Genomic DNA, 18,677 nt, shown 5'->3' on the forward strand with positions numbered 1-18,677 from the left:
TGATCCAGCGCAGGAAAGGCCTGTTTTGGGCTGCGACACGTTGTCGCAGTGCCGGGCAATGACCCGATTCGGCAACATTTCGGCCCTTGTATAGACATGAACGGGTCAGCTCCGGGGCTGCGGCTGCCAGCCTCGCCGGCGGCGGCGCTCAGGGGGGCAGTACCTGATTGGCGCAGCTTGCGCCACTGACGAAGTCCGCCAGGTTGCGCAGCGTGATGGCCGAGATCTCCTGCAGCGCCTCCACCGTGAAGAAGCCCTGGTGCCCGGTCACCAGCACATTGGGGAAGGTCATCAGGCGCTGGAACGCGTCATCGTCGATGATTTCGCCGGACCGGTCCTGGAAGAACAGCCCGCTCTCCTGCTCGTACACATCGATGGCCAGATGCCCCAGGCGCCGTGACTTCAGCGCGCGGATCACCGCATGGGTATCCACCAGCCCACCGCGCGAGGTATTGACCAGCATCGCCCCGGGCTTCATCCCGGCAAGTGACGCATCGTCGATCAGGTGATGGGTGTCCGGCGTCAGCGGGCAGTGCAGCGAGACGATATCCGCGCGGGCGAGCAGCTCCTCCAGCGCGACCGACGTGCCGATCGCGGCAAACGCCGCCGACGGATACGGATCGTGGCCCAGCACGGTGCAGCCCATGCCCTTGAAGATGCGGGCCGTGGCCAGGCCGATCTGCCCGGTGCCGACGATGCCCACTGTTTTGCCATGCAATGTACGGCCCAGCAGGCCATCAAGCATGAAGTTGCCCTCGCGCACCCGGTTGTAGGCGCGGTGGGTCCGGCGGTTGAGCGTCATCACCAGCGCCAGCGCGTGTTCGGCCACGGCCTCCGGCGAATACGCGGGCACACGGGCCACGAACAGGCCCAGCTGCTCCGCCGCTGCGAGGTCGACATTATTGAAGCCGGCGCAGCGCAGCAGGACCGCGCGCACGCCCATTGCCTGCAGCGCCTGCAGTACCGGGGCATCCAGCCGGTCATTCACGAACACGCAGACCGCCTCGCAATCCTGCGCCAGCGCCGCGGTATGCAGATCCAGCGCGGCATCGAAGTACAGAAACTCGAACGGCTGCCCTGCCCCGCGGCGCTGGCTGGCCTCATCGAGAAACTGCTGGTCGTACGGGCGGGCGCTGAATACTGCGATCTTCATGAGGGTGATCCCCGGGAGTTCGAGCATGACCATACCGCAGTACACTCCGGCCAACTGCCTGGAGCCTGCCGTGTCCCTGACTGCCCGCCTTCTCCGCTGGACCGCCACGCCGGTGGGCCGACGCGCCCTGTTCGCAATCACTGCCGCGATCGTGACCCTGATGGCCTGCAATCCATTGCTTGCACCACTGCTGCCGGTGGTGGATGCGCTGGGGCTGGATGTGCTGATCCTGCTGATCGGTGCCCAGGCCATGACCTTGTTGCCGTGGGTGCGGCTGCATGCCAGCCGTATCGCCCGCGCCGCGGCCCGTTTACTGCTGGATACGCTCGCAGGGGCCATCGCAGGTTTCATCGGCGGTTATCTGCGGCAACTGGTATTCAGCACGGGGGCGCGTTGGACCCACGCGCGCCCGTGACCTAGTATTCGGCCCTTGCAAGACGCCATGGGTGGATGTGCGTGAAAAGTTTCGAGCGGTTCAACGGGCGCCGAAGCGGTGCGGGTAAAGCGGTCGCGATCCTGTCACACGGCTTTGGTACCGATCAGACCGCATGGAACGCCCTGCGCCCCTGGTTTGAAGCACGCTTTGATGTGATCTCCTTCGATCTTGCCGGCTGCGGTCCGCAAGGTGCGCAGACCTACGATTTCGAACGGCACGGTTCGCTGTTCGGCTATGCCGACGATCTGATCGACATTCTGGACGAGCTGGACGTGCATGACTGCACCTACATCGGCCACTCGATGAGCGGCATGATCGGCGCGGCCGCCGCCGTTGCACGCCCAGAGCTGTTCGAGCGCCTGGTCATCATCGGTGCGTCGCCGCGTTATCTCGACGACGACGGCTACACCGGCGGCTTCCAGCCGCAGGACCTGGAGCAGCTGTTCGAGAGCATGCGCGCCAACTACCAGGCCTGGATCGCCGGCTTCGCCCCGATGGTCGTCGGCGTGGAGGACAGCGCGGTTGTCGCCGATTTCTCCAATACGCTGTTCCAGATGCGCCCGGATATCGCCCTCAATACGTCGCGCACGATCTTCACCTCCGATCTGCGCAGCCTGGCTGCGCGGGTTTCCACGCCGGTCCACCTCATCCAGACCGCGCACGACGTGGCGGTACCGGTCGCCGTCGGCCACTGGCTGGCCAACGCGATCGATGGCGCCACCCTGGATGTGATCGATGCCTCGGGTCATCTTCCGCACATGACCGCGCCGGATGACGTCATGCGCATCCTTGAACAGCGACTGGCGGGCACCGCGTTGTGACGACGTCCGACAGTGACGCGCTGGCGGCCCTGTGCCAGTTCGCCCGCCTCGCCTCCCACGCTGACCTGGTGATGGCGGTGGAAGTGGACGCCGGCGGCAGGGCGACCTGGGCGGTGTCAGCCCCGGCACTGCCCTCGCCGAGCTTCAACCTGGCGCGCAGCGGCATCCTCGAGGCGCGCTGGACCGGCGAGGCCATGGACGCAGCGGACTTCCGGCTGCCGACGGCGATCATCCATGCCCTGGAAGGCCGCCCCGCCCGCCTGCTGTACGTTCCGGCCCCCTCCCACGGCGCGCCGCTGAGTGGCCTGCTGCTGCTTTGGCGAAGCCCCCCTGCCCCGGCAGCCTTGACGGCACAGGTGCCACTGCTGGCCACGAGCGTGGCCCGGCTGCTGTCCGCACGGCGCGAAGCCGCACGCGGCACGATCGTCCGCAATCAGTTCCTGGATCTGTTTGAAAGCGTGCCGGCGGGCATCGTGCTGATCGACGGCGATGGCGTCGGGGCGGCTGTCAACGAGCACGCCGCGGAGCTGCTGGGCTGCACGGCAGGCAATCACCGCGCGGCGGATCTGGCCGGCCCGATGCGCGCCCTGCGTCAACGCTGCGACAACCACGCCGAGCTGGAAGTGGCCTACAGCGCCCAGATGAACAACGACCAGTTCGCCGCCAAGCAGAACTGGACCCTGGGCGAGCGCACCTTCGAAGTGGACACCCATCCGGTGCGCGGCAACGGCGCACACGGGCGCATCTGGCTGTTCACCGATGTCACCGCCGATCTGCTGATGGCCGCCGAGCTGCGCCGCCTCGCCTCCTCCGATCCCTTGACCGGCGTCCCCAACCGCCGTCATTTCGAAGAATGCTCGGTCCAGATCATCGCCGCCCGCGAAGCCAATGGCCGCGCCGTCGCGGTGCTGATGGTGGACGTGGATCACTTCAAGAAGATCAACGATACCTACGGCCATCCGGTCGGCGATGAAGTCCTCAAGGTGGTCGCCAAGCGCTGCCGCGACGCCCTGCGGGAGCGCGATCTGTTTGCCCGCTTCGGCGGCGAAGAGTTCATCGCCCTGCTGGCCGCGTCCGCCGTGGATGAGATTCCCGCCGCCGCCGAGCGGCTGCGCAGTGCGGTGGCGGCCGACCCCATCCTGGTGGGCGGCGACCGGATCTCCGTCTCCGTCAGCGTCGGTGGGGCGATCGGCGAGGCGCTGCCGGGTGGCGACCAGAAACTGCTGGAAGACCTGATCGCCCGGGCGGATGAGGCGCTGTATGAGGCCAAGACCAGCGGCCGGAACCAGGTCCGGATGGCGGCGCTGCAGGCCAACCTGATCGACCTCTGACGCACGCGGGCGGCACTTGTCCGCGCCAGCCTAACACTGTTAGATTCGCCCCCTAACAACGTTAGGCCAGATCACAGTGCGCCAACCGATCGCGCGGGAAAACATCGTCGAAGCGGCCTTCCGGATCCTCGACGAAGCCGGGCTGGAGGGTATTACCCTGCGCAAGGTGGCCTGCTCGCTGGGCATCCGGGCGCCGTCGTTGTACTGGCACTTCAAGAGCAAACAGGCGCTGATCGACGCCATGGCCGACGCCATGATCAGCGACGTCGCCCGTGCGATCCCCGCCGGGCAGCCATGGCGGCAGACCCTGCTGCAGATCGGGCGCGAGTTCCGCCTGGCCTTCAAGGCCCGCCGCGATGGTGCACGGGTGTATGCCGGCACCTTCCTGGCGACCGAGAACGTGCTGCGGGTGGGTGAGGCCAGCATCGCCGCGCTGATGGGCGCCGGCGCGCCCGCACGCTTTGCCGCGACCGCGGCGATGGACCTGGTGTACTACACGATGGGCTTCGTCATCGAGGAGCAGTCCTGGCCCGGCGACGGCAGCATGGAAGCGCTGGGTGAGGCGTTCATGGCGCTGGCCGAGGCCCGCTTTCCCCATTGCTGGCAGGCCCGTGACGTGTGGAGCGAGGTCGATTTCGACGCCCGCTTCGAGCAGGGGCTGGGCCTGATGCTGGATGGCATCGCACTGCGCCTGCCCCGCGCATCCTGATTGCCCCATTCCTTTCTTTTCCCGCTGTTCCGACCCGGAAAGCCACTCCATGCGTGCACTCTCCTTCCGCAGTTTCTCCCTGATCCTGGTCGCTGCGCTGCTGTCCGCGTGTGGCGGCAAGGACGACAAGGCCTCCGCCGAGGCCGCGGCCGCCAGTTCGGCGCTGCCGGTCTCACTGGCGCCCGCGCAGCAGCAGACCATGGCGCGCACGGTACTGGTCTCCGGGCCGGTAACCGCCTATGAAGAAATGCAGCTGGGGGTGGAGATCAGCGGCCAGCGCGTCACCGCGTTGCTGGTGGACGTGGGGCAATGGGTCAAGCAGGGCCAGGTGTTGCTGCAGGTGGACCATCGCACGTTGGACAGCGAGCTGGCGCAGGCCGACGCCTCGTTGCGGCAGGCGCAGGCCTCGCAGGAGCTGGCCCGCATGAACTACGAACGCAGCGCCAAGCTGGCCGCCCAGCAGCTGATCAGCGAAAGCAGCCTGGATGAACTGCGTGCCTCGCGCATCAATGCCGAAGCGCAGACCGCCACCGCCCGTGCCGCGCGTGACGCGGCCAAGCTGCGTCGCGACTTCGCCGACCTGCGTGCACCGGCGGACGGCCTGATTTCCAAGCGTCTGGTGCAGCCGGGCCAGGTGGTCTCCGCCGGTACCGAACTGCTGCGCCTGATCCGCGACGGCCGCCTGGAGTGGCGCGCAGAACTGCCGGAGAACCAGCTGGCGGATGTCGCCGTGGGCAACACCGTGGAGCTGCCGTACGGCGGCCAGGTGGTCAGCGGCCGCATCCGCGCGGTCACCCCGGGTGTCGATGGGCAGACCCGCACCGGCACGATCTATGCCGACCTGCCAACCCCCGGCCCGCTGAAGCAGGGCATCTACGTAGATGGCCGCATCGTCACCGGCGACGGCCCGGTGCTGACCATCCCGACCGCGGCAATCGTGCAGCGCGACGGCCACAACTACGTGTTCACCGTGAACGACAAACAGCAGGCGACCCGCCACCGTGTCAGCACCGGCCAGGCCGTCAAGGGCCGTACCGCGATCCTTGAAGGATTGAAGGCGGGCGATCAGGTGGTGGTGGATGGCGCCGGCTTCCTCGGTGAGGGCGACCGCGTGCGCGTGGTGGCCGATACCAAGGCCGCCGCACGATGAACATCTCCGCCTGGGCGATCAAACGCCCGTTGCCTGCGCTGCTGATCTTCTTCGTGCTGTGCGTGGCCGGCCTGTGGGGTTTCCATCAGCTGCCGGTGGCGCGCTTCCCGGACATCGCCTTCCCGATGACCACCGTCACCGTCACCCAGCCCGGCGCCTCGCCGAGCCAGCTGGAAGCCGAGGTGACCCGCAAGGTCGAGGACTCGGTGGCGACGGTCAACAACGTCAAGCGCGTGATGTCTTCGGTCAGCGAAGGCGTCAGCACCACCACCATCGAGTTCCAGCTGGAAGCCGATCTGGCCACCGCGCTGGACGACACCCGCGACGCGGTCACCCGCATCCGCACCGACCTGCCGCAGGACATCCAGGAACCGGTGATCTCCAAGGTCGATATCGGCGGTTCGCTGATGACCTATGCGCTGGTCGCCCCGCACATGACCACCGATGAGGCCAGCTGGTTCGTCGACCGCGATATCTCGCGTGCGATGTACGGCGTACCCGGTGTCGCGCGCGTCACCCGCGTGGGCGGCGTGCAGCGCCAGGTACGCGTGGATCTGGATCCCAATGCGCTGATCGCGATGGGCATCACCGCCGGCGATGTATCGCAGCAGCTGGCCCGCATCCAGGTCGAGCGTGCCGGCGGCAAGACCGAGGTCGAAGGCGCGCAGCAGACCATCCGCACGCTGGGTACCGTCGGTGACGCACAGGCACTGCGCGACTACTCCATCGCCCTGCCGGACGGGCGCGCGGTGCGGCTCTCCACGCTGGCCACGGTGACCGATGGCGCCGCTGACCCCACCGAGGCCGCCCTGCTGGATGGCAAGGGCGTGGTGGCCTTCTCGATGTCGCGCACCCGCGGCTCCAGCGAGGTCAAGGTGGAAGCCGGCGTGCATGAGGCGCTGGACAAGATCAAGGCCGAGCATCCGGGCATCGACTTCCGCCTGGTCACCACGGCGATCGACGAGACTCACCGCTCCTACGATTCCTCGATGACCATGCTCTGGGAAGGCGCGCTGTTGGCCCTGCTGGTGGTGTGGCTGTTCCTGCGCGACTGGCGCGCGACCTGGGTGTCGGCGCTGGCGCTGCCGCTGTCGATCATCCCGACGTTCGCGGTGATGTATTTCTTCGGTTTCACCCTCAACATCATCACGCTGCTGGCGCTCTCCGTAGTGGTCGGCATCCTGGTGGACGATGCGATCGTGGAGATCGAGAACATCGTGCGCCACCTGCGCATGGGCAAGCCGCCGCTGGAAGCTGCACGCGAAGCGGCCGGCGAGATCGGCAACGCGGTGATCGCCACCTCGCTGACCTTGGCGGCGGTGTTCGTGCCGGTCGCCTTCATGCCCGGCATTGCCGGCAAGTTCTTCCGCGAATTCGGCTGGACCGCCGCCACCGCCGTGCTGTTCTCGCTGCTGGTGGCCCGCCTGCTCACCCCGATGATGGCCGCCTACCTGCTCAAGCCACATGGCGAGGAGAAGCCGGAATCCAGGCTGATGACGTGGTACCTGGGCTGGGTGGACGCCGCACTGCGCTATCGCGGCCGCACCCTGTGGCTGGCCACCGGGTTGTTCGTCGCGTCGCTGGCGCTGGTGCCGTTCATCCCGGCCACCTTCATCCCTCAGTCCGATCTGGGCCGCAGCAACCTCAATCTAGAGCTGCCGCCGGGCACGCGCCTGCAGGAGACCGTGACCGTCGCCGAACGCGCGCGCGCACTGCTCAAGGACATGCCCGAACTCAAGCAGGTCTATACCGCGGTCGGCAGCGTGCTCGACCTGGGCGATCCGGGTGCGACCGGCGTCGGTGAGCCGCGCAAGGCCACCCTGGTGCTCGACTGGGGCAGCGCCGACGGGCGCGACCGCGACCAGCGCGTGCTGGAACGTGAGGCGCGAGAGCGCTTGGCTGATCTGCCCGGCGTGCGCGTCAGCTATGTCAGCTCCGAGCCCGGCAACCTGCTGCAGCTGGTGCTCTCCGGCGACGACCCGCAGCGCCTGCAGGACGCCGCCACCGCACTGGAACGCGACCTGCGCGGCATCCAGGGATTGGGCAGCGTCACCTCTACCGCCTCGCTGCTGCGCCCGGAACTCCAGATCGTGCCGAACCCCGCCCGCGCCGCGGACCTGGGTGTGGCGACTGCCGATATCGCCGAGGCCGCCCGCATCGCCACGGCTGGCGATTACGAGCAGCGCCTGGCCAAGCTCAACCTGCCCGACCGGCAGGTGCCGATCCGGGTCGGCTTCGCCGAAGCCACGCTGGCCAATCCGGGCCTGATCAGCCAGCTGCGCGTGCCCGGCCGCAATGGCCCGGTACCGCTGGCGGCCGTGGCTGACATCCAGCAAGGCAGTGGCCCTTCGCAGATCTCACGCTACCAGCGCCAGCGCAACGTGACCCTCACCGCCGAACTCAACGGCCGCCCACTGGGCGATGTGATGACCGAAGTGCAGGCCCTGCCGAGCGTCAAGCAGTTGCCGCCGGGCGTCACCTTCCTCAACACCGGCGATGCGGAAGTGTTCGTCGAGCTGTTCATCGGTTTCATGCTGGCAATGGCGGCGGGGTTGATCTGCATCTACATGGTGCTGTTGCTGCTGTTCAACCACGCCCTGATGCCGATCACCATCCTTGCCGCGGTGCCGCTGTGTGCCGGTGGCGCGTTCGGCGCGCTGCTGATCACCCAGAACATGCTCTCGCTGCCGGCGCTGATCGGGCTGCTGATGCTGATCGGCATCGCCACCAAGAACTCCATCCTGCTGGTGGATTACGCGGTGATGGCCGAAGACGAACACGGCATGAGCCAGCACGACGCACTGATCGATGCCTGCCGCAAACGTGCACAGCCGATCATCATGACCACGCTGGCGATGGGCGCAGGCATGATGCCGATCGCGCTGGGCTTTGCCGGCGATTCCAGCTTCCGTGCGCCGATGGCGATCGCCGTGATCGGTGGCTTGATCACCTCCACGCTGCTGAGCCTGATCGTGATTCCGGCGGCCTTCACCGTGGTGGATGATGCGGGGGATTGGCTGTCGCGGAAGTTCCGGCGGCGGTCGTCGCATCCGGCGGGGAGTGGTGCGGAGTGAGGTGACTGGCAGCTTCGCCACAAACAAGTAAGCCCCGGCCTTGGCCGGGGCTTTTTGCTGCATCTGGTGTCCGGGGCAGAAAATTGAGCCTGCTGCCAAGCTGAAGCTGGCTGCATCACCTGCTGCATAGATACGGTTGCACTTCAAAATACAGCATGTACAGATGCGCCATTCGCCATCAAAGTCTCATCGACAAACTTATGGCAAGGCACTTACGAGCATGTCAACGGCGCAGCTCATCTGTGATGTCAGACAGAAATCTTTGCAACCCAACCGGATCGTCTTCTCCAGGGTCAAAATCCTCGATCATTCGATCCATGACACTGTTCAAACCATGAAGACGGTCGATTACCTCGCGCATGAAATCTCGCTCTGCCGCAAACAGTGTCACGTCCTGATCGAGGCGAACCACCCAGTTGAACGAGGACGAAAAAAGGTAGTGATCGCGCAGAAACCGCTCACCTTCCATCCAATACCGGCGCAGCGAGTCAAGATCGGGCTCCACGCTGCATTCTTCTTTGCCGGCAGCCAGGTCTTCAAAGACGCAATCCCTATTGCGCTAGATGAGCGGGACTGCCGTATATGCACATCCAACCAGGCATTCCAAACGTCTGTCGGGGCAAGATCCGCATAGCAATTTCTGTCAAATGCAATCCCCGCCCAGCCATTAGCAATAATCGGATTGTCTGGCGGTTGCGCATCCGACAGAACCGAGAGCAACTTCAGCTTCCGCAAACAACCAGTCATCATATCTAGTCCCACCCCACCCCCCGTGATGAGTCTTCGTTTTGCTGGATGTTCCCGCCACGATTATCTAAAGGCAACGTGATAATGCAAGGGATAGGCATCTTAAATGCCTGCCGCCCATCCGGATCAGTGAACCTGTAAGGATTGCCATTCGCATACCGATAGCGATTGAACTGATCAACCGGCTTCTGATAAGCCGTCACCGCGCCCACGCACGGGCAAGTTCACTGAAACCGCATGCAGCTAAGATGCGTTCGTCCTTGCCCTTCATTATCTTCAGAAATGCGCTATTCATCATTATCTGAAGAAGCAGGCTCAGCCCCAGATAACGATGCTACCGTCGGGCCCGTTAAGCTGCATGGCCTCCGGCCCGGAGTATCCGTCGTCCGTCAAGTCGACGGTGAGAAATTTATCGCCCGAAAACATCATGGTCATTTTGACGTCATCGACCAGGCAATCGACCAATTTCAATCGGAGCGACGCATGTGTCAGTGCGCCCATCCGCACGCCGCAGGAGAGCGTGTATCCGTTATAAATATGAAGCGACCATCCATCATCAGTTCCAACCCGAAGCTGCTCATCCTCGACGGTCAACGTTACATACTTGCCTTTTAGATGTTGAAAAGTGTCTGATCGATGCTCGTTCATGTGACGTTTCTCACGCTACTTGATTGGAAAATGCGACTTGGAATTGGGCAGGGTCTTTCCTGAATATGGATCAACACCTTGCTTACCTGCGTTCTCATATTTGATGTAGCCCGCCGGCGACAATACCCGCCCCCACGTTGCCTTGGCTAAAGCGCTGATCGTACTCGTCGCGATGTTGGCAATGTCCCATACGATCTCGACAATGCGACCGTCAGGGTCTTTGAACTTTTACAGATTGCCATTCGCATACCGATAGCGATTGAACTGATCAACCGGCTTCTGATAAGCCGTCATCGGATCAACCGACAGGAACATCCCTAGCTGCGGATCCATGTACCGCTGCTGCATGTAAACCAGACCTGTTGCCGAATCGCTCACATGCCCGGTGTAGCCAGGCCCATCCTTGACCTGCCCACCCAACTCGGCACCATACGGCTCAATCCGGCCGCGCTCGACAACGCTGCCTGTGCGATCCGTGACAGCGACCGGGCTGCCCAACGCATCCACATGCGTCCAGCTAACACCTGTCGAGCTGCGGGTCGCCAGCAGTCGACCACCTGCATAGATGTACTCCGAGGCGCCCTTTCCTCGTCGCTCTTCGTGCACCACCTTTCCGGCCAACGAATACATCGCGCGCAGGCGTTGCCCCTGGGCATCGTGCGCCACCGCACTCCGCCTATAGGAATTGTAGGCCTAGCGCTCCGCCTCCTCCTTCACTTCACGCAGCCTATTGCCAAAGTTGAAGTCGGACTTCCGCCCATTGCGTAGCTGGAGATGGCCTTGAACATCCCAGGCCAGTCCAGTCACTAGACTTGCCTGGAACACCTGCCCTACGTGCTTGGACCGGAATACAGGACAACGCCATGCACACGCAAGTTCGGATGCACCTCGCATTCCTTGCTTTCATCGTGGAAACACGCTTGTGGAAGCCCAGCCATGTCCATCTCGAAGACCACTCTGGAGCGGTTGACGAGGTTCGCATAGCGCCTGCCGTCTTCATTTCCCGTGACAAGACGACCGTCCGGATAGGCAGCCTTCAGCGCCACCAACGTGGAGCCAACACCAACTCCCTTCTCATCTAACAATCCCTCGGAGATGGTCCGCAGCTTCTCTATCCTGCCTTGGTCGAACCAGCATTCGACAACCAGACCGTCGGGTAACGAGACATCCATGACTATGTACTCGTCTCCTTCCTGCATAACCGAACGTTTAATGATGGGATTGCCGGCTGCGAAAAGCTGGTCCTTGGTCATCCCAATACGCAGGCCCGCAAGGGAGCCACTGCTGGCATCAATGCCTGCCACCAAGGGGACAGCTTCAGTAGGCGTCTGCTTGGCCAGATCCCTTACGTCGGAGGGAGCAGGGCTGCATGCCACTAGCATCATGAGCCAAGCTCCGCCGGAGATGATCTTCATTTTTTGGGTTTCCAGTCAGTGAAACGTCCCTGCGTTCCATCCTGCTTAAGATCCACATGAACGCCGCGGCCATCAGTATATTGATTGACCCGGTTGAATTCGCCGGAACCATGGGCCGCATCAGCGGTCCGCTTAGCTGTGCTCCCATTGATCCGTGCGTCTGCCGCGTTGTCCTGTAAGTGCTGGCTCCGACTAGCGCCACCCACCGTTCGGTTTTGCTCCACCGTTCTTCGGCCACTAGTCGCTTCGACATTCTTGCCGGATTTATCACTGAAGTTGAGCAGTTTGGTCGTCACTTCAGATCCGGCAAAGGCCGGGTCCACAACTGATAGCCCATTGCTGCTTTCTCCAATCGCCTGGCGACTAAAGGCGAGTCTAGGGGATTGATGCCGCACTTTGCTGCATTCGCTCTTGCAAACTAAAGCTCCAAGCTTCATGTCTTCGAGCTATTTGGTCAGGGTCCGACCCTGCTCAGTCATAAGTGCTCTGGAAGCCAGGCTTCCGAATGCGCCCCTCAACACCCATACGGATGCAAACCTTCCGCAACGAGCAGCATTGATGCTTGCGACGATCGGCTCGCAACGAATCCCTCACCAATCAATGAGTTCCACGCCGCCCCAAACAAAAAGCCCCGACCAAGGCCGGGGCTTTCTGCTGTATCTGGTGCCGGAAATAGGAATCGAACCTACGACCTACCACATGCGCACCAGGTACAAAGCGTACCTAGGCTCGTTCAAGGTTGATCTCGAATATTTCGCCATCTTCAATGTACAGCACGACATTTCTGTCGGAAGCCAAGCGAATGTCAAGGATCCAGACCTGGGGAGCACCTTCCAAAGCCTCGCATAACCCTGCGGTAGAAATGCGAGAACCTTGTTCAGAGAGCTTTTCTCTTAGTACATCGAGCGACGGAGCTTTCAATTCTCCAGATGGAACATCCAAGGAGGACAGCTCCCAGATATCCTCCGGGCTGAAGTGCCCTCTGAGCACCTGGCTGACTTTTGATCCGGTTATCGGAAAACCCCATTCGTCAGTATTCATCGCGATCAGCCTCCATTGAGTGGCCGGGCCTTCGCCCGGGATGGTGTCCCACCAGTACCGTTAGACTCGTAAGGATGCTCATGGGGACTTGTATGGCTTCCAGGTCTCCCATGGTCAGTAAAGCCGATTGTCTTGACCGGCCTGCCCTGCCCATCGAACTCACGGGCCTGGTCATACTTTCCGTTTCTGCCTTCTTTCTGTCCCAATTGAGTATGGGGCCCGCCCGCATCAGGATCAGGCGCTGGCTCGCCACTAGGCTTGGTTGGCAGCGCTCGATCAGGAAATCGATTCCCCGAGGCGCCCTCAGACGCTATCGATCCATCGCCCTGAAGAGCTGGTTGCTGCGGGGTCGACTCGGACTTCTGGAACACCCCCCCTTACAGCGCTTTCCAATTTATTGCCGAGATCTGCACGCTGTTCTGAACTTGTCGTAGCGTAATAGGTGGTTGCGACTACGATCGGGATAACCACGATAGGGATGAGAAGCGTGGCACTCTGCCCGTCCGGATCCGTGAACTTGTACGGATTCCCGTTCGCATAGCGGTATCGATTGAACTGCCCCACCGGCTGCTCATACGCAGCCACCGGATCAACAGACAGGAACACACCCAACTGCGGATCCATGTACCGCTGCTGCATGTAACTCAGCCCAGTAGCTGCATCGCTCACATGCCCTGTGTACTCCGGTCCATCCGTGACCTGACCGCCTACCACGGCACCATAGGGCTCGTAGTCATAGCGCTTGATCACGTTGCCGTTGGCATCGCTCTCGGCCACTACCGAGCCCAAGGCGTCGGTGTGAATGTAGGTGACCGTCTGTGCGCTTGCGGTCGGCACAGCAGCCAGACCCAGCAACAGCACGCAGCTCAGCCAGGCGCCTACCGCACCCAGCTTCCGAACTCGATCTTCAACTCCCCTAAAGCGGGTCGACACACCGCCTGCAGCTCCTCCGTACCTGCGCATCCTTCCGATCCCTGAAAGTGCCTTGAAGCAAGGCTTGGTATTGATAGCACAGCAACGATCGGCCAGGAAACCGACGGTGCGATTGAGGCCAATCACGTCATCCTGACGGGAGCAGCGCCCTTGGCGCTAAGCGCCGGCGAGGCCGAACCGGATCGAGGTGCCGATGTCAGTCCGGGGTGCGTCGAACGGACCTGAGGTTGCCGGCCGCTGGCCGGCACTACCACCAAGCGAGCCACAAACAAAAAGCCCCGGCCAAGGCCGGGGCTTTTTGATGTATCTGGTGCCGGAAATAGGAATCAAACCTACGACATACGCATTACGAATTACTGAAAAAGAACAACTCATACGGATGAAATGCGTCGCTATCCACGTACTTACCGATACGCCCGTTATCGGAAATGACAAAGAATGCCCTGATGGGTCGCATGAACACATCATCGGCAATCGGACAGGAACTCGTCATCTCGCTCCAGGACACATCTAGCGGATACGCAAATCGGAAAAACGATCGAGATGAAAAATCCACCCACTCGCTTTGCCCAATATACTCAATCACTGCGAAACTCTTGGCACCTAGATCAATAGACAGCCGCTTGAAGTCGAGGAACTCCTGCTCAGTAAATAGGACGCCCCCGGGCCGGTACTCCATATTTGATTGGCATCGGATTTCAGGACCGTCGCGATTCACAATGAAAGCCTGATCAAGCAACCCCGCCCAATAACTTACCAAGCTTTCTAGATTCAACCAGTATTTCTCTAGGTAATAAATATCCAGCTCATCGAGAGAAACCTCGCCGTATCCCACAATGCCGCTTGACTGAAAGTCGATCATCACTCCACCCCCGAACCTACTTAAGCGCATCGATTCTTATCTGTAAATTTGGCCAGACTTGTTGATGTCAATAGTCGCCACGCCAGTAGTTTTTGACGTGTGGCTTCCTATGACTATTCCGTCCGGGATTCTCACCCGACCGCCAGAGGTCTTAGTGCCGCCATCGGTGATTGCATCAAATAGCTTGCCTGCGTCTCCTTCCACCCGCCCTTGGCACGGGCCGCCCTTGGCACGCGCCCCCCTTTACCCGCTCCAGCTTTCCAGCTGCATCGATCAGATGGTCCGCGTTCCACCTTGCGGCTTGCTGCTGATCGGTGATGAATGCCCATCAAAGGATTTTTGTCGATCAGCTTCCACTCAACTGCACGAGACAAGGCAGACCGCAGGCAAGCAAAGTCGCGCGCTGCGGTAGCCTTTGTGACGGCATCGGGGCCAGTTATACGCCCGCGCCACCAGCGCTCCATCGTGGGCACATCAATCTCGATAATTTGACGGCGTAACAGCCACGGAAACACGGATCGGATGCGATCCGGGTACTGGCGACCACCCTTGAGTTCGGCAACCGCCCAAGGCTCGAAATGCTCGTTGAGGAGCGTTTCGAGCGTGCAACTAGTGGGCTTGGATTTTGCGAGCGTCGGCAATCCGGACTGAACGTATTCAGCGACTGCTTGCCGGGCTTGATCGCGGGCTTGATCAAGTGACAGATGCTCGACCGACCCCAAGGTACGACGCTTACCGTGCGCCCAAGTCACGATCCAAGCCTTGTGCCCAGAGGGCTGCACGCGCAGGATCAGGCCGCGAACCTGGGCATCCCTAAGCTCATAGGGGCGATCCCGGGGCTCCGACGTAAGGACGATGCGCTTGGTGAGGACGGATGACATCGGGCGGAGGGTCCGTAAGTGGCGATAAGGCCAACTTAGGACAGGATGCGAGGCGATGTTTGGATGCGGAGCGTCCGCAGCGCTCTACTCCTCCAAATAACGAGTTTAAGCTCACTCATTCATCAGACCTGTGCCTGAGTCCGGCCCGATAAAATCAATCAACGCTTCGATTTCCAGCCCACGCTCATTAGGTTCATCGTCCAATTTCAGGCCAGTATCGGAGAGCTCTCGAACAAGCGCATCAACCAACCACTCCCGATCATTGCCATCGAATAAACACTCGTCGCCCTCCAGCTTCTCAAATGACAGATCACGGCCATTTTTGGCGCAAATCTCCACAAGCAGCATGCGCAAATGCAACGGCACCTTTCCACTCATTTCACTTCACCTTTGGGTCTCTCACACCATTACTATTTCGTGGAATTGTAGTTATCACTTTTCCATCACCGTTCAGAACAACCTTGGCATCCCTCCCCGTGTATACCGTCTTGCCTCCGGCCTGCTCCGCTACCTTTAAGGGCTCTCTAACTGCCGACAAAATTGCTTTTGGAGATACACCCCTGCCGCCATCACGTGAAATCGCCTGATTCAGACCGTGCTTGGTGTATCCCGTTATCCTCCCAGCAACTGCGCCGGTCCCTGTCACTCCCGCAGCGCCAGCCCCGATTTCGGTCGCGGTAGCTACAGCAGCAGGATTGGCTAGCGCTGCCATGCCCACCTCAACTACCACGGGGGCAAGCATTACACCTGTTACGGCAATCGCAAAGGGCTGTAACGGCTTGTACACATCGCCATTGCCAGCCTCCATGTCCTTACGATGCTGTTCGACAAAACGCTCTGCTGCTTGTCGCCCATCCGGATCAGTAAAGCGATACGGATTGCCGTTCGCATACCGATACCGATTGAACTGCCCCACCGGCTGCTCATACGCAGCCACCGGATCAACAGACAGGAACACACCCAACTGCGGATCCATGTACCGCTGCTGCATGTAACTCAGCCCAGTAGCTGCATCGCTCACATGCCCTGTGTACCCCGGTCCATCCGTGACCTGACCGCCTACCACGGCACCGTAGGGCTCGTAGTCATAGCGCTTGATCACGTTGCCGTTGGCATCGCTCTCGGCCACTACCGAGCCCAAGGCGTCGGTATGGATGTAGGTGACCGTCGTCTGGGCGATTGCGGATGGTGGCATGCCAAGGCCAATCAGCAACACACAGAACATCCAGGCGCCTACCGCACCCAGCTTCCGAATTCGATCCTCAAATCCCCTGAAGCGGGTCGACACACCGCCTGCAATTTCCCCGAACCTGTGCATCCTTCCAATCCCTGAAAGAGCCTTGAAGCAAGGCTGGGTATTGATAGCACAGGAATGATCCGCCATGAATCCAACGGGGCGATTGAGGCCAACCACTCCATCCTGACGTGAGCAACGCCCTTGCCGCTAAGCGCCAGCGAAGCCGGATCGGATCGAGGTGCCGATGTCAGTCCGGGGTGCGTTGAATGGACCTGAGGTTGCCGGCCAGCGGCCGGCACTACCACCAAGCGAGCCACAAACAAAAAGCCCCGACCGAGGCCGGGGCTTTTTGCTGTATCTGGTGCCGGAAATAGGAATCGAACCTACGACCTACGCATTACGAATGCGCCGCTCTACCAACTGAGCTATTCCGGCGAGGTCGTGAATTCTAGGGGGTGCGGACCACTTTGGTCAATCAGGGAAGCGGCCGCATCGGCAAACGGCCGCGCCCCAATGACCTCGAGCGACCTGCCCCGGAAGTACCAGCCCTTGACGCACCAGCCTCTACAGTGAATCCCCCACCTCCGGAGGCATCCCATGCGCCCCTGTCCCCGCTTGGCCGGTCTGCTGCTGTCATCCCTGTTGTTCAGTGTCCCCGCGCTGGCACAAGGCACGGGGCCGATGCCGCAGACGCCGGACCAGCAGTGGCAGCCGCTCTTCCAGCAGGTCCAGGGCGCACACCTGTTCAAGGATCAGAAGACCTTCGCGGATGCAGTGCCCCACCAGCCCAGCGCTGCCCTCCTCACCCAGTGGCAGCGCGCGAGGACTGGGCCCGGATTCGACCTGGCAGCCTTCGTGGCCGAGCACTTCGCGGTGCCCGGTGACACCCAGCCCTACGTGCCACCAGCGGGGGAGACGCTGCGCGCGCACATCGAGGGGCTGTGGCCCGTGCTGACCCGCAACACCGACACGGTGGATCCGAACGGCTCGCTGCTGCCGCTGCCCAAGCCCTACGTCGTGCCCGGCGGGCGCTTCCGGGAGGTGTACTACTGGGACAGCTATTTCACTCTGCTCGGGCTGGCCTCCAGTGGCCGCTGGCAGCAGGTACGCGACATGGTGGACAACTTCGCGTTCCAGCTCGACAGCTACGGCCATATTCCCAACGGCAATCGCAGCTACTACTTGAGCCGCTCACAGCCGCCGTTCTTCAGCCTGATGGTGGACCTGCTCGCTACCAACGAAGGCGATGAGGCCTACCGCCGTTACCTGCCGCAGCTGCGCATCGAGCATGCATTCTGGATGCGCGGCGCGGAAACGCTGGCAGCGGGGGAGGCGCGCGAACGCGTCGTGCGACTGGCGGACGGGCAACTGCTCAATCGTTACTGGGACGACCGCGCGGTGCCACGCACCGAGTCCTGGATGGACGATGTGGCCACCGCCGCGCAGGCGCCGCAGCGCGCGCCTTCGCAGGTGTATCGCGACCTGCGCGCCGGTGCGGAATCGGGCTGGGATTTCAGCTCACGCTGGCTCACGGAGCCGTCTGCATTGGCGAGCATCCACACCACGGCGATCGTGCCGGTGGATCTGAACAGCCTGCTGTTCCATCTGGAAACGACCGTAGCCCGCGCCAGCAAAGCAGCCGGTGATCGCGCCGCTGCACGCACCTTCACCCGGCTGGCGAAGGCACGTCAGCACGCCATCAACCAGCTGCTCTGGGATGACCAGCAAGGCTGGTACGTGGACCGCGACCTGGAGCGTGGCCAGACCCGCCCTGCCCTGACCGCGGCGGCGTTGTTTCCCTTGTGGCTGGACGTCGCCGGCCGCACGCAGGCCCGCCGTACCGCCCAGGCAGTCGATTCGCAGCTGCTCCGCGACGGCGGGCTGCTGACCACCACCGTGGCGACCGGTCAGCAATGGGATGCCCCGAATGGCTGGGCACCGTTGCAGTGGGTCGCGGTGGACGGATTGCAGCGCTATGGGCAGGACGCCCTGGCCCGCCTGATCGGCACGCGCTTCCTGCGCACGGTGCAGACGGTGTATGACCGCGAGGGCAAGCTGGTGGAGAAATATGTGGTGGACGGTTCGGCCACCGGCGGCGGTGGCGGCGAGTACCCGCTGCAGGACGGTTTCGGCTGGAGCAACGGCGTCACGTTGGCCCTGCTGGATCGGCTGTGCGCGCCGAAGCGGGTATGCAACAGTGCAGAGGAGGTGGAGACCGCAGACTGATCCGGCGGCCTCC

The 18,677-nt window shown here is 62.2% G+C and carries 19 protein-coding genes and 1 tRNA gene; 7 read left to right on the forward strand and 13 right to left on the reverse strand.

The genetic code is table 11. The features are described from left to right. Positions 1–148: 148 nt before the first annotated feature. A complete protein-coding gene (locus tag ABE483_RS14505; RefSeq protein ID WP_346481918.1) occupies positions 149–1,153 on the reverse strand; it encodes a 2-hydroxyacid dehydrogenase in 1,005 nt (334 codons plus the stop codon). Between the two features lie 70 nt (positions 1,154–1,223). Here ABE483_RS14505 and ABE483_RS14510 point away from each other — a divergent pair, with 70 nt between their 5' ends. The 6 genes from ABE483_RS14510 (at position 1,224) to ABE483_RS14535 (ending at position 8,674) form a co-directional block, all read left to right on the forward strand. Next, positions 1,224–1,568 (forward strand): hypothetical protein, encoded by a 345-nt coding sequence (locus ABE483_RS14510; RefSeq protein ID WP_313211099.1) that lies wholly within the window; start codon positions 1,224–1,226, stop codon positions 1,566–1,568. Positions 1,569–1,603: 35 nt separating this feature from the next. After that, positions 1,604–2,410, forward strand: a complete 807-nt coding sequence (locus ABE483_RS14515; RefSeq protein ID WP_313211098.1) for an alpha/beta hydrolase — start codon at positions 1,604–1,606, stop codon at positions 2,408–2,410. Then, positions 2,407–3,741, forward strand: coding sequence for a sensor domain-containing diguanylate cyclase (locus tag ABE483_RS14520; RefSeq protein ID WP_346481919.1), 1,335 nt, complete (start codon positions 2,407–2,409; stop codon positions 3,739–3,741). The genes ABE483_RS14515 and ABE483_RS14520 overlap by 4 nt, the downstream gene beginning before the upstream one ends. A gap of 76 nt (positions 3,742–3,817) precedes the next feature. Beyond that, a complete protein-coding gene (locus tag ABE483_RS14525) occupies positions 3,818–4,450 on the forward strand; it encodes a TetR/AcrR family transcriptional regulator C-terminal domain-containing protein (protein ID WP_346481920.1) in 633 nt (210 codons plus the stop codon). Positions 4,451–4,499: 49 nt separating this feature from the next. Then, positions 4,500–5,600, forward strand: coding sequence for an efflux RND transporter periplasmic adaptor subunit (locus tag ABE483_RS14530; protein ID WP_346481921.1), 1,101 nt, complete (start codon positions 4,500–4,502; stop codon positions 5,598–5,600). Continuing rightward, the gene (locus tag ABE483_RS14535; protein WP_346481922.1) at positions 5,597–8,674 is read left to right on the forward strand and encodes an efflux RND transporter permease subunit; all 3,078 of its coding nucleotides are present in this window, start codon (positions 5,597–5,599) and stop codon (positions 8,672–8,674) included. Before ABE483_RS14530 ends, ABE483_RS14535 begins: the two co-directional genes overlap by 4 nt. A gap of 223 nt (positions 8,675–8,897) precedes the next feature. Here ABE483_RS14535 and ABE483_RS14540 read toward each other — a convergent pair whose 3' ends face one another. The 12 genes from ABE483_RS14540 to ABE483_RS14595 all read right to left on the reverse strand — a co-directional run bounded on the left by ABE483_RS14540 (position 8,898) and on the right by ABE483_RS14595 (position 16,873). Next, positions 8,898–9,179: a hypothetical protein gene (locus tag ABE483_RS14540; protein ID WP_313211093.1), complete on the reverse strand. Its 282-nt coding sequence runs from the start codon at positions 9,177–9,179 to the stop codon at positions 8,898–8,900. Positions 9,180–9,736: 557 nt separating this feature from the next. Then, positions 9,737–10,069: a hypothetical protein gene (locus ABE483_RS14545; RefSeq protein WP_313211092.1), complete on the reverse strand. Its 333-nt coding sequence runs from the start codon at positions 10,067–10,069 to the stop codon at positions 9,737–9,739. Positions 10,070–10,297: 228 nt separating this feature from the next. Beyond that, positions 10,298–10,735 (reverse strand): RHS repeat-associated core domain-containing protein, encoded by a 438-nt coding sequence (locus tag ABE483_RS14550; RefSeq protein WP_346481923.1) that lies wholly within the window; start codon positions 10,733–10,735, stop codon positions 10,298–10,300. Between the two features lie 164 nt (positions 10,736–10,899). Beyond that, complete coding sequence (locus ABE483_RS14555; RefSeq protein WP_346481924.1) at positions 10,900–11,484, reverse strand: hypothetical protein; 585 nt, start codon at positions 11,482–11,484, stop codon at positions 10,900–10,902. Next, positions 11,481–11,921, reverse strand: a complete 441-nt coding sequence (locus tag ABE483_RS14560) for a D-Ala-D-Ala carboxypeptidase family metallohydrolase (RefSeq protein WP_346481925.1) — start codon at positions 11,919–11,921, stop codon at positions 11,481–11,483. Before ABE483_RS14560 ends, ABE483_RS14555 begins: the two co-directional genes overlap by 4 nt. A 286-nt stretch (positions 11,922–12,207) precedes the next feature. Further along, complete coding sequence (locus ABE483_RS14565) at positions 12,208–12,525, reverse strand: hypothetical protein (protein ID WP_137188916.1); 318 nt, start codon at positions 12,523–12,525, stop codon at positions 12,208–12,210. Positions 12,526–12,828: 303 nt separating this feature from the next. Further along, on the reverse strand, positions 12,829–13,584 hold the full coding sequence (locus ABE483_RS14570) for an RHS repeat-associated core domain-containing protein (protein ID WP_346481926.1): 756 nt from the start codon (positions 13,582–13,584) through the stop codon (positions 12,829–12,831). Positions 13,585–13,804: 220 nt separating this feature from the next. Then, a complete protein-coding gene (locus ABE483_RS14575) occupies positions 13,805–14,320 on the reverse strand; it encodes a hypothetical protein (RefSeq protein ID WP_346481927.1) in 516 nt (171 codons plus the stop codon). Positions 14,321–14,451: 131 nt separating this feature from the next. Continuing rightward, complete coding sequence (locus ABE483_RS14580) at positions 14,452–15,201, reverse strand: Arm DNA-binding domain-containing protein (RefSeq protein WP_346481928.1); 750 nt, start codon at positions 15,199–15,201, stop codon at positions 14,452–14,454. Between the two features lie 111 nt (positions 15,202–15,312). Beyond that, complete coding sequence (locus ABE483_RS14585; protein ID WP_346466349.1) at positions 15,313–15,579, reverse strand: hypothetical protein; 267 nt, start codon at positions 15,577–15,579, stop codon at positions 15,313–15,315. Between the two features lies 1 nt (position 15,580). Beyond that, a complete protein-coding gene (locus ABE483_RS14590; RefSeq protein ID WP_346466348.1) occupies positions 15,581–16,585 on the reverse strand; it encodes an RHS repeat-associated core domain-containing protein in 1,005 nt (334 codons plus the stop codon). A gap of 212 nt (positions 16,586–16,797) precedes the next feature. Further along, positions 16,798–16,873 (reverse strand) — tRNA-Thr (locus tag ABE483_RS14595). A gap of 162 nt (positions 16,874–17,035) precedes the next feature. Between ABE483_RS14595 and treA the strand changes: the two genes are divergently transcribed. Continuing rightward, positions 17,036–18,664 carry an alpha,alpha-trehalase TreA gene (gene treA, locus ABE483_RS14600; protein ID WP_346481929.1) on the forward strand — a complete coding sequence of 543 codons (1,629 nt, stop codon included), beginning with the start codon at positions 17,036–17,038 and terminating at the stop codon, positions 18,662–18,664. The last annotated feature ends 13 nt before the right edge of the window (positions 18,665–18,677 follow it).

Origin of the sequence: Stenotrophomonas sp. TWI602, from assembly GCF_039674045.1 — a bacterium.
Taxonomy (GTDB): domain Bacteria; phylum Pseudomonadota; class Gammaproteobacteria; order Xanthomonadales; family Xanthomonadaceae; genus Stenotrophomonas.

Coding starts and splice junctions, on each gene's coding strand:
- ABE483_RS14505 (WP_346481918.1), bottom strand. CDS start 1,153: ATGAAGATCGCAGTATTCAGCGCCCGCCCGTACGACCAGCAGTTTCTC.
- ABE483_RS14515 (WP_313211098.1), top strand. CDS start 1,604: ATGTGCGTGAAAAGTTTCGAGCGGTTCAACGGGCGCCGAAGCGGTGCG.
- ABE483_RS14530 (WP_346481921.1), top strand. CDS start 4,500: ATGCGTGCACTCTCCTTCCGCAGTTTCTCCCTGATCCTGGTCGCTGCG.
- ABE483_RS14535 (WP_346481922.1), top strand. CDS start 5,597: ATGAACATCTCCGCCTGGGCGATCAAACGCCCGTTGCCTGCGCTGCTG.
- ABE483_RS14545 (WP_313211092.1), bottom strand. CDS start 10,069: ATGAACGAGCATCGATCAGACACTTTTCAACATCTAAAAGGCAAGTAT.
- ABE483_RS14555 (WP_346481924.1), bottom strand. CDS start 11,484: ATGAAGATCATCTCCGGCGGAGCTTGGCTCATGATGCTAGTGGCATGC.
- ABE483_RS14560 (WP_346481925.1), bottom strand. CDS start 11,921: ATGAAGCTTGGAGCTTTAGTTTGCAAGAGCGAATGCAGCAAAGTGCGG.
- ABE483_RS14565 (WP_137188916.1), bottom strand. CDS start 12,525: ATGAATACTGACGAATGGGGTTTTCCGATAACCGGATCAAAAGTCAGC.
- ABE483_RS14575 (WP_346481927.1), bottom strand. CDS start 14,320: ATGATCGACTTTCAGTCAAGCGGCATTGTGGGATACGGCGAGGTTTCT.
- ABE483_RS14580 (WP_346481928.1), bottom strand. CDS start 15,201: ATGTCATCCGTCCTCACCAAGCGCATCGTCCTTACGTCGGAGCCCCGG.
- ABE483_RS14585 (WP_346466349.1), bottom strand. CDS start 15,579: ATGAGTGGAAAGGTGCCGTTGCATTTGCGCATGCTGCTTGTGGAGATT.
- ABE483_RS14590 (WP_346466348.1), bottom strand. CDS start 16,585: ATGGCGGATCATTCCTGTGCTATCAATACCCAGCCTTGCTTCAAGGCT.
- treA (WP_346481929.1), top strand. CDS start 17,036: ATGCGCCCCTGTCCCCGCTTGGCCGGTCTGCTGCTGTCATCCCTGTTG.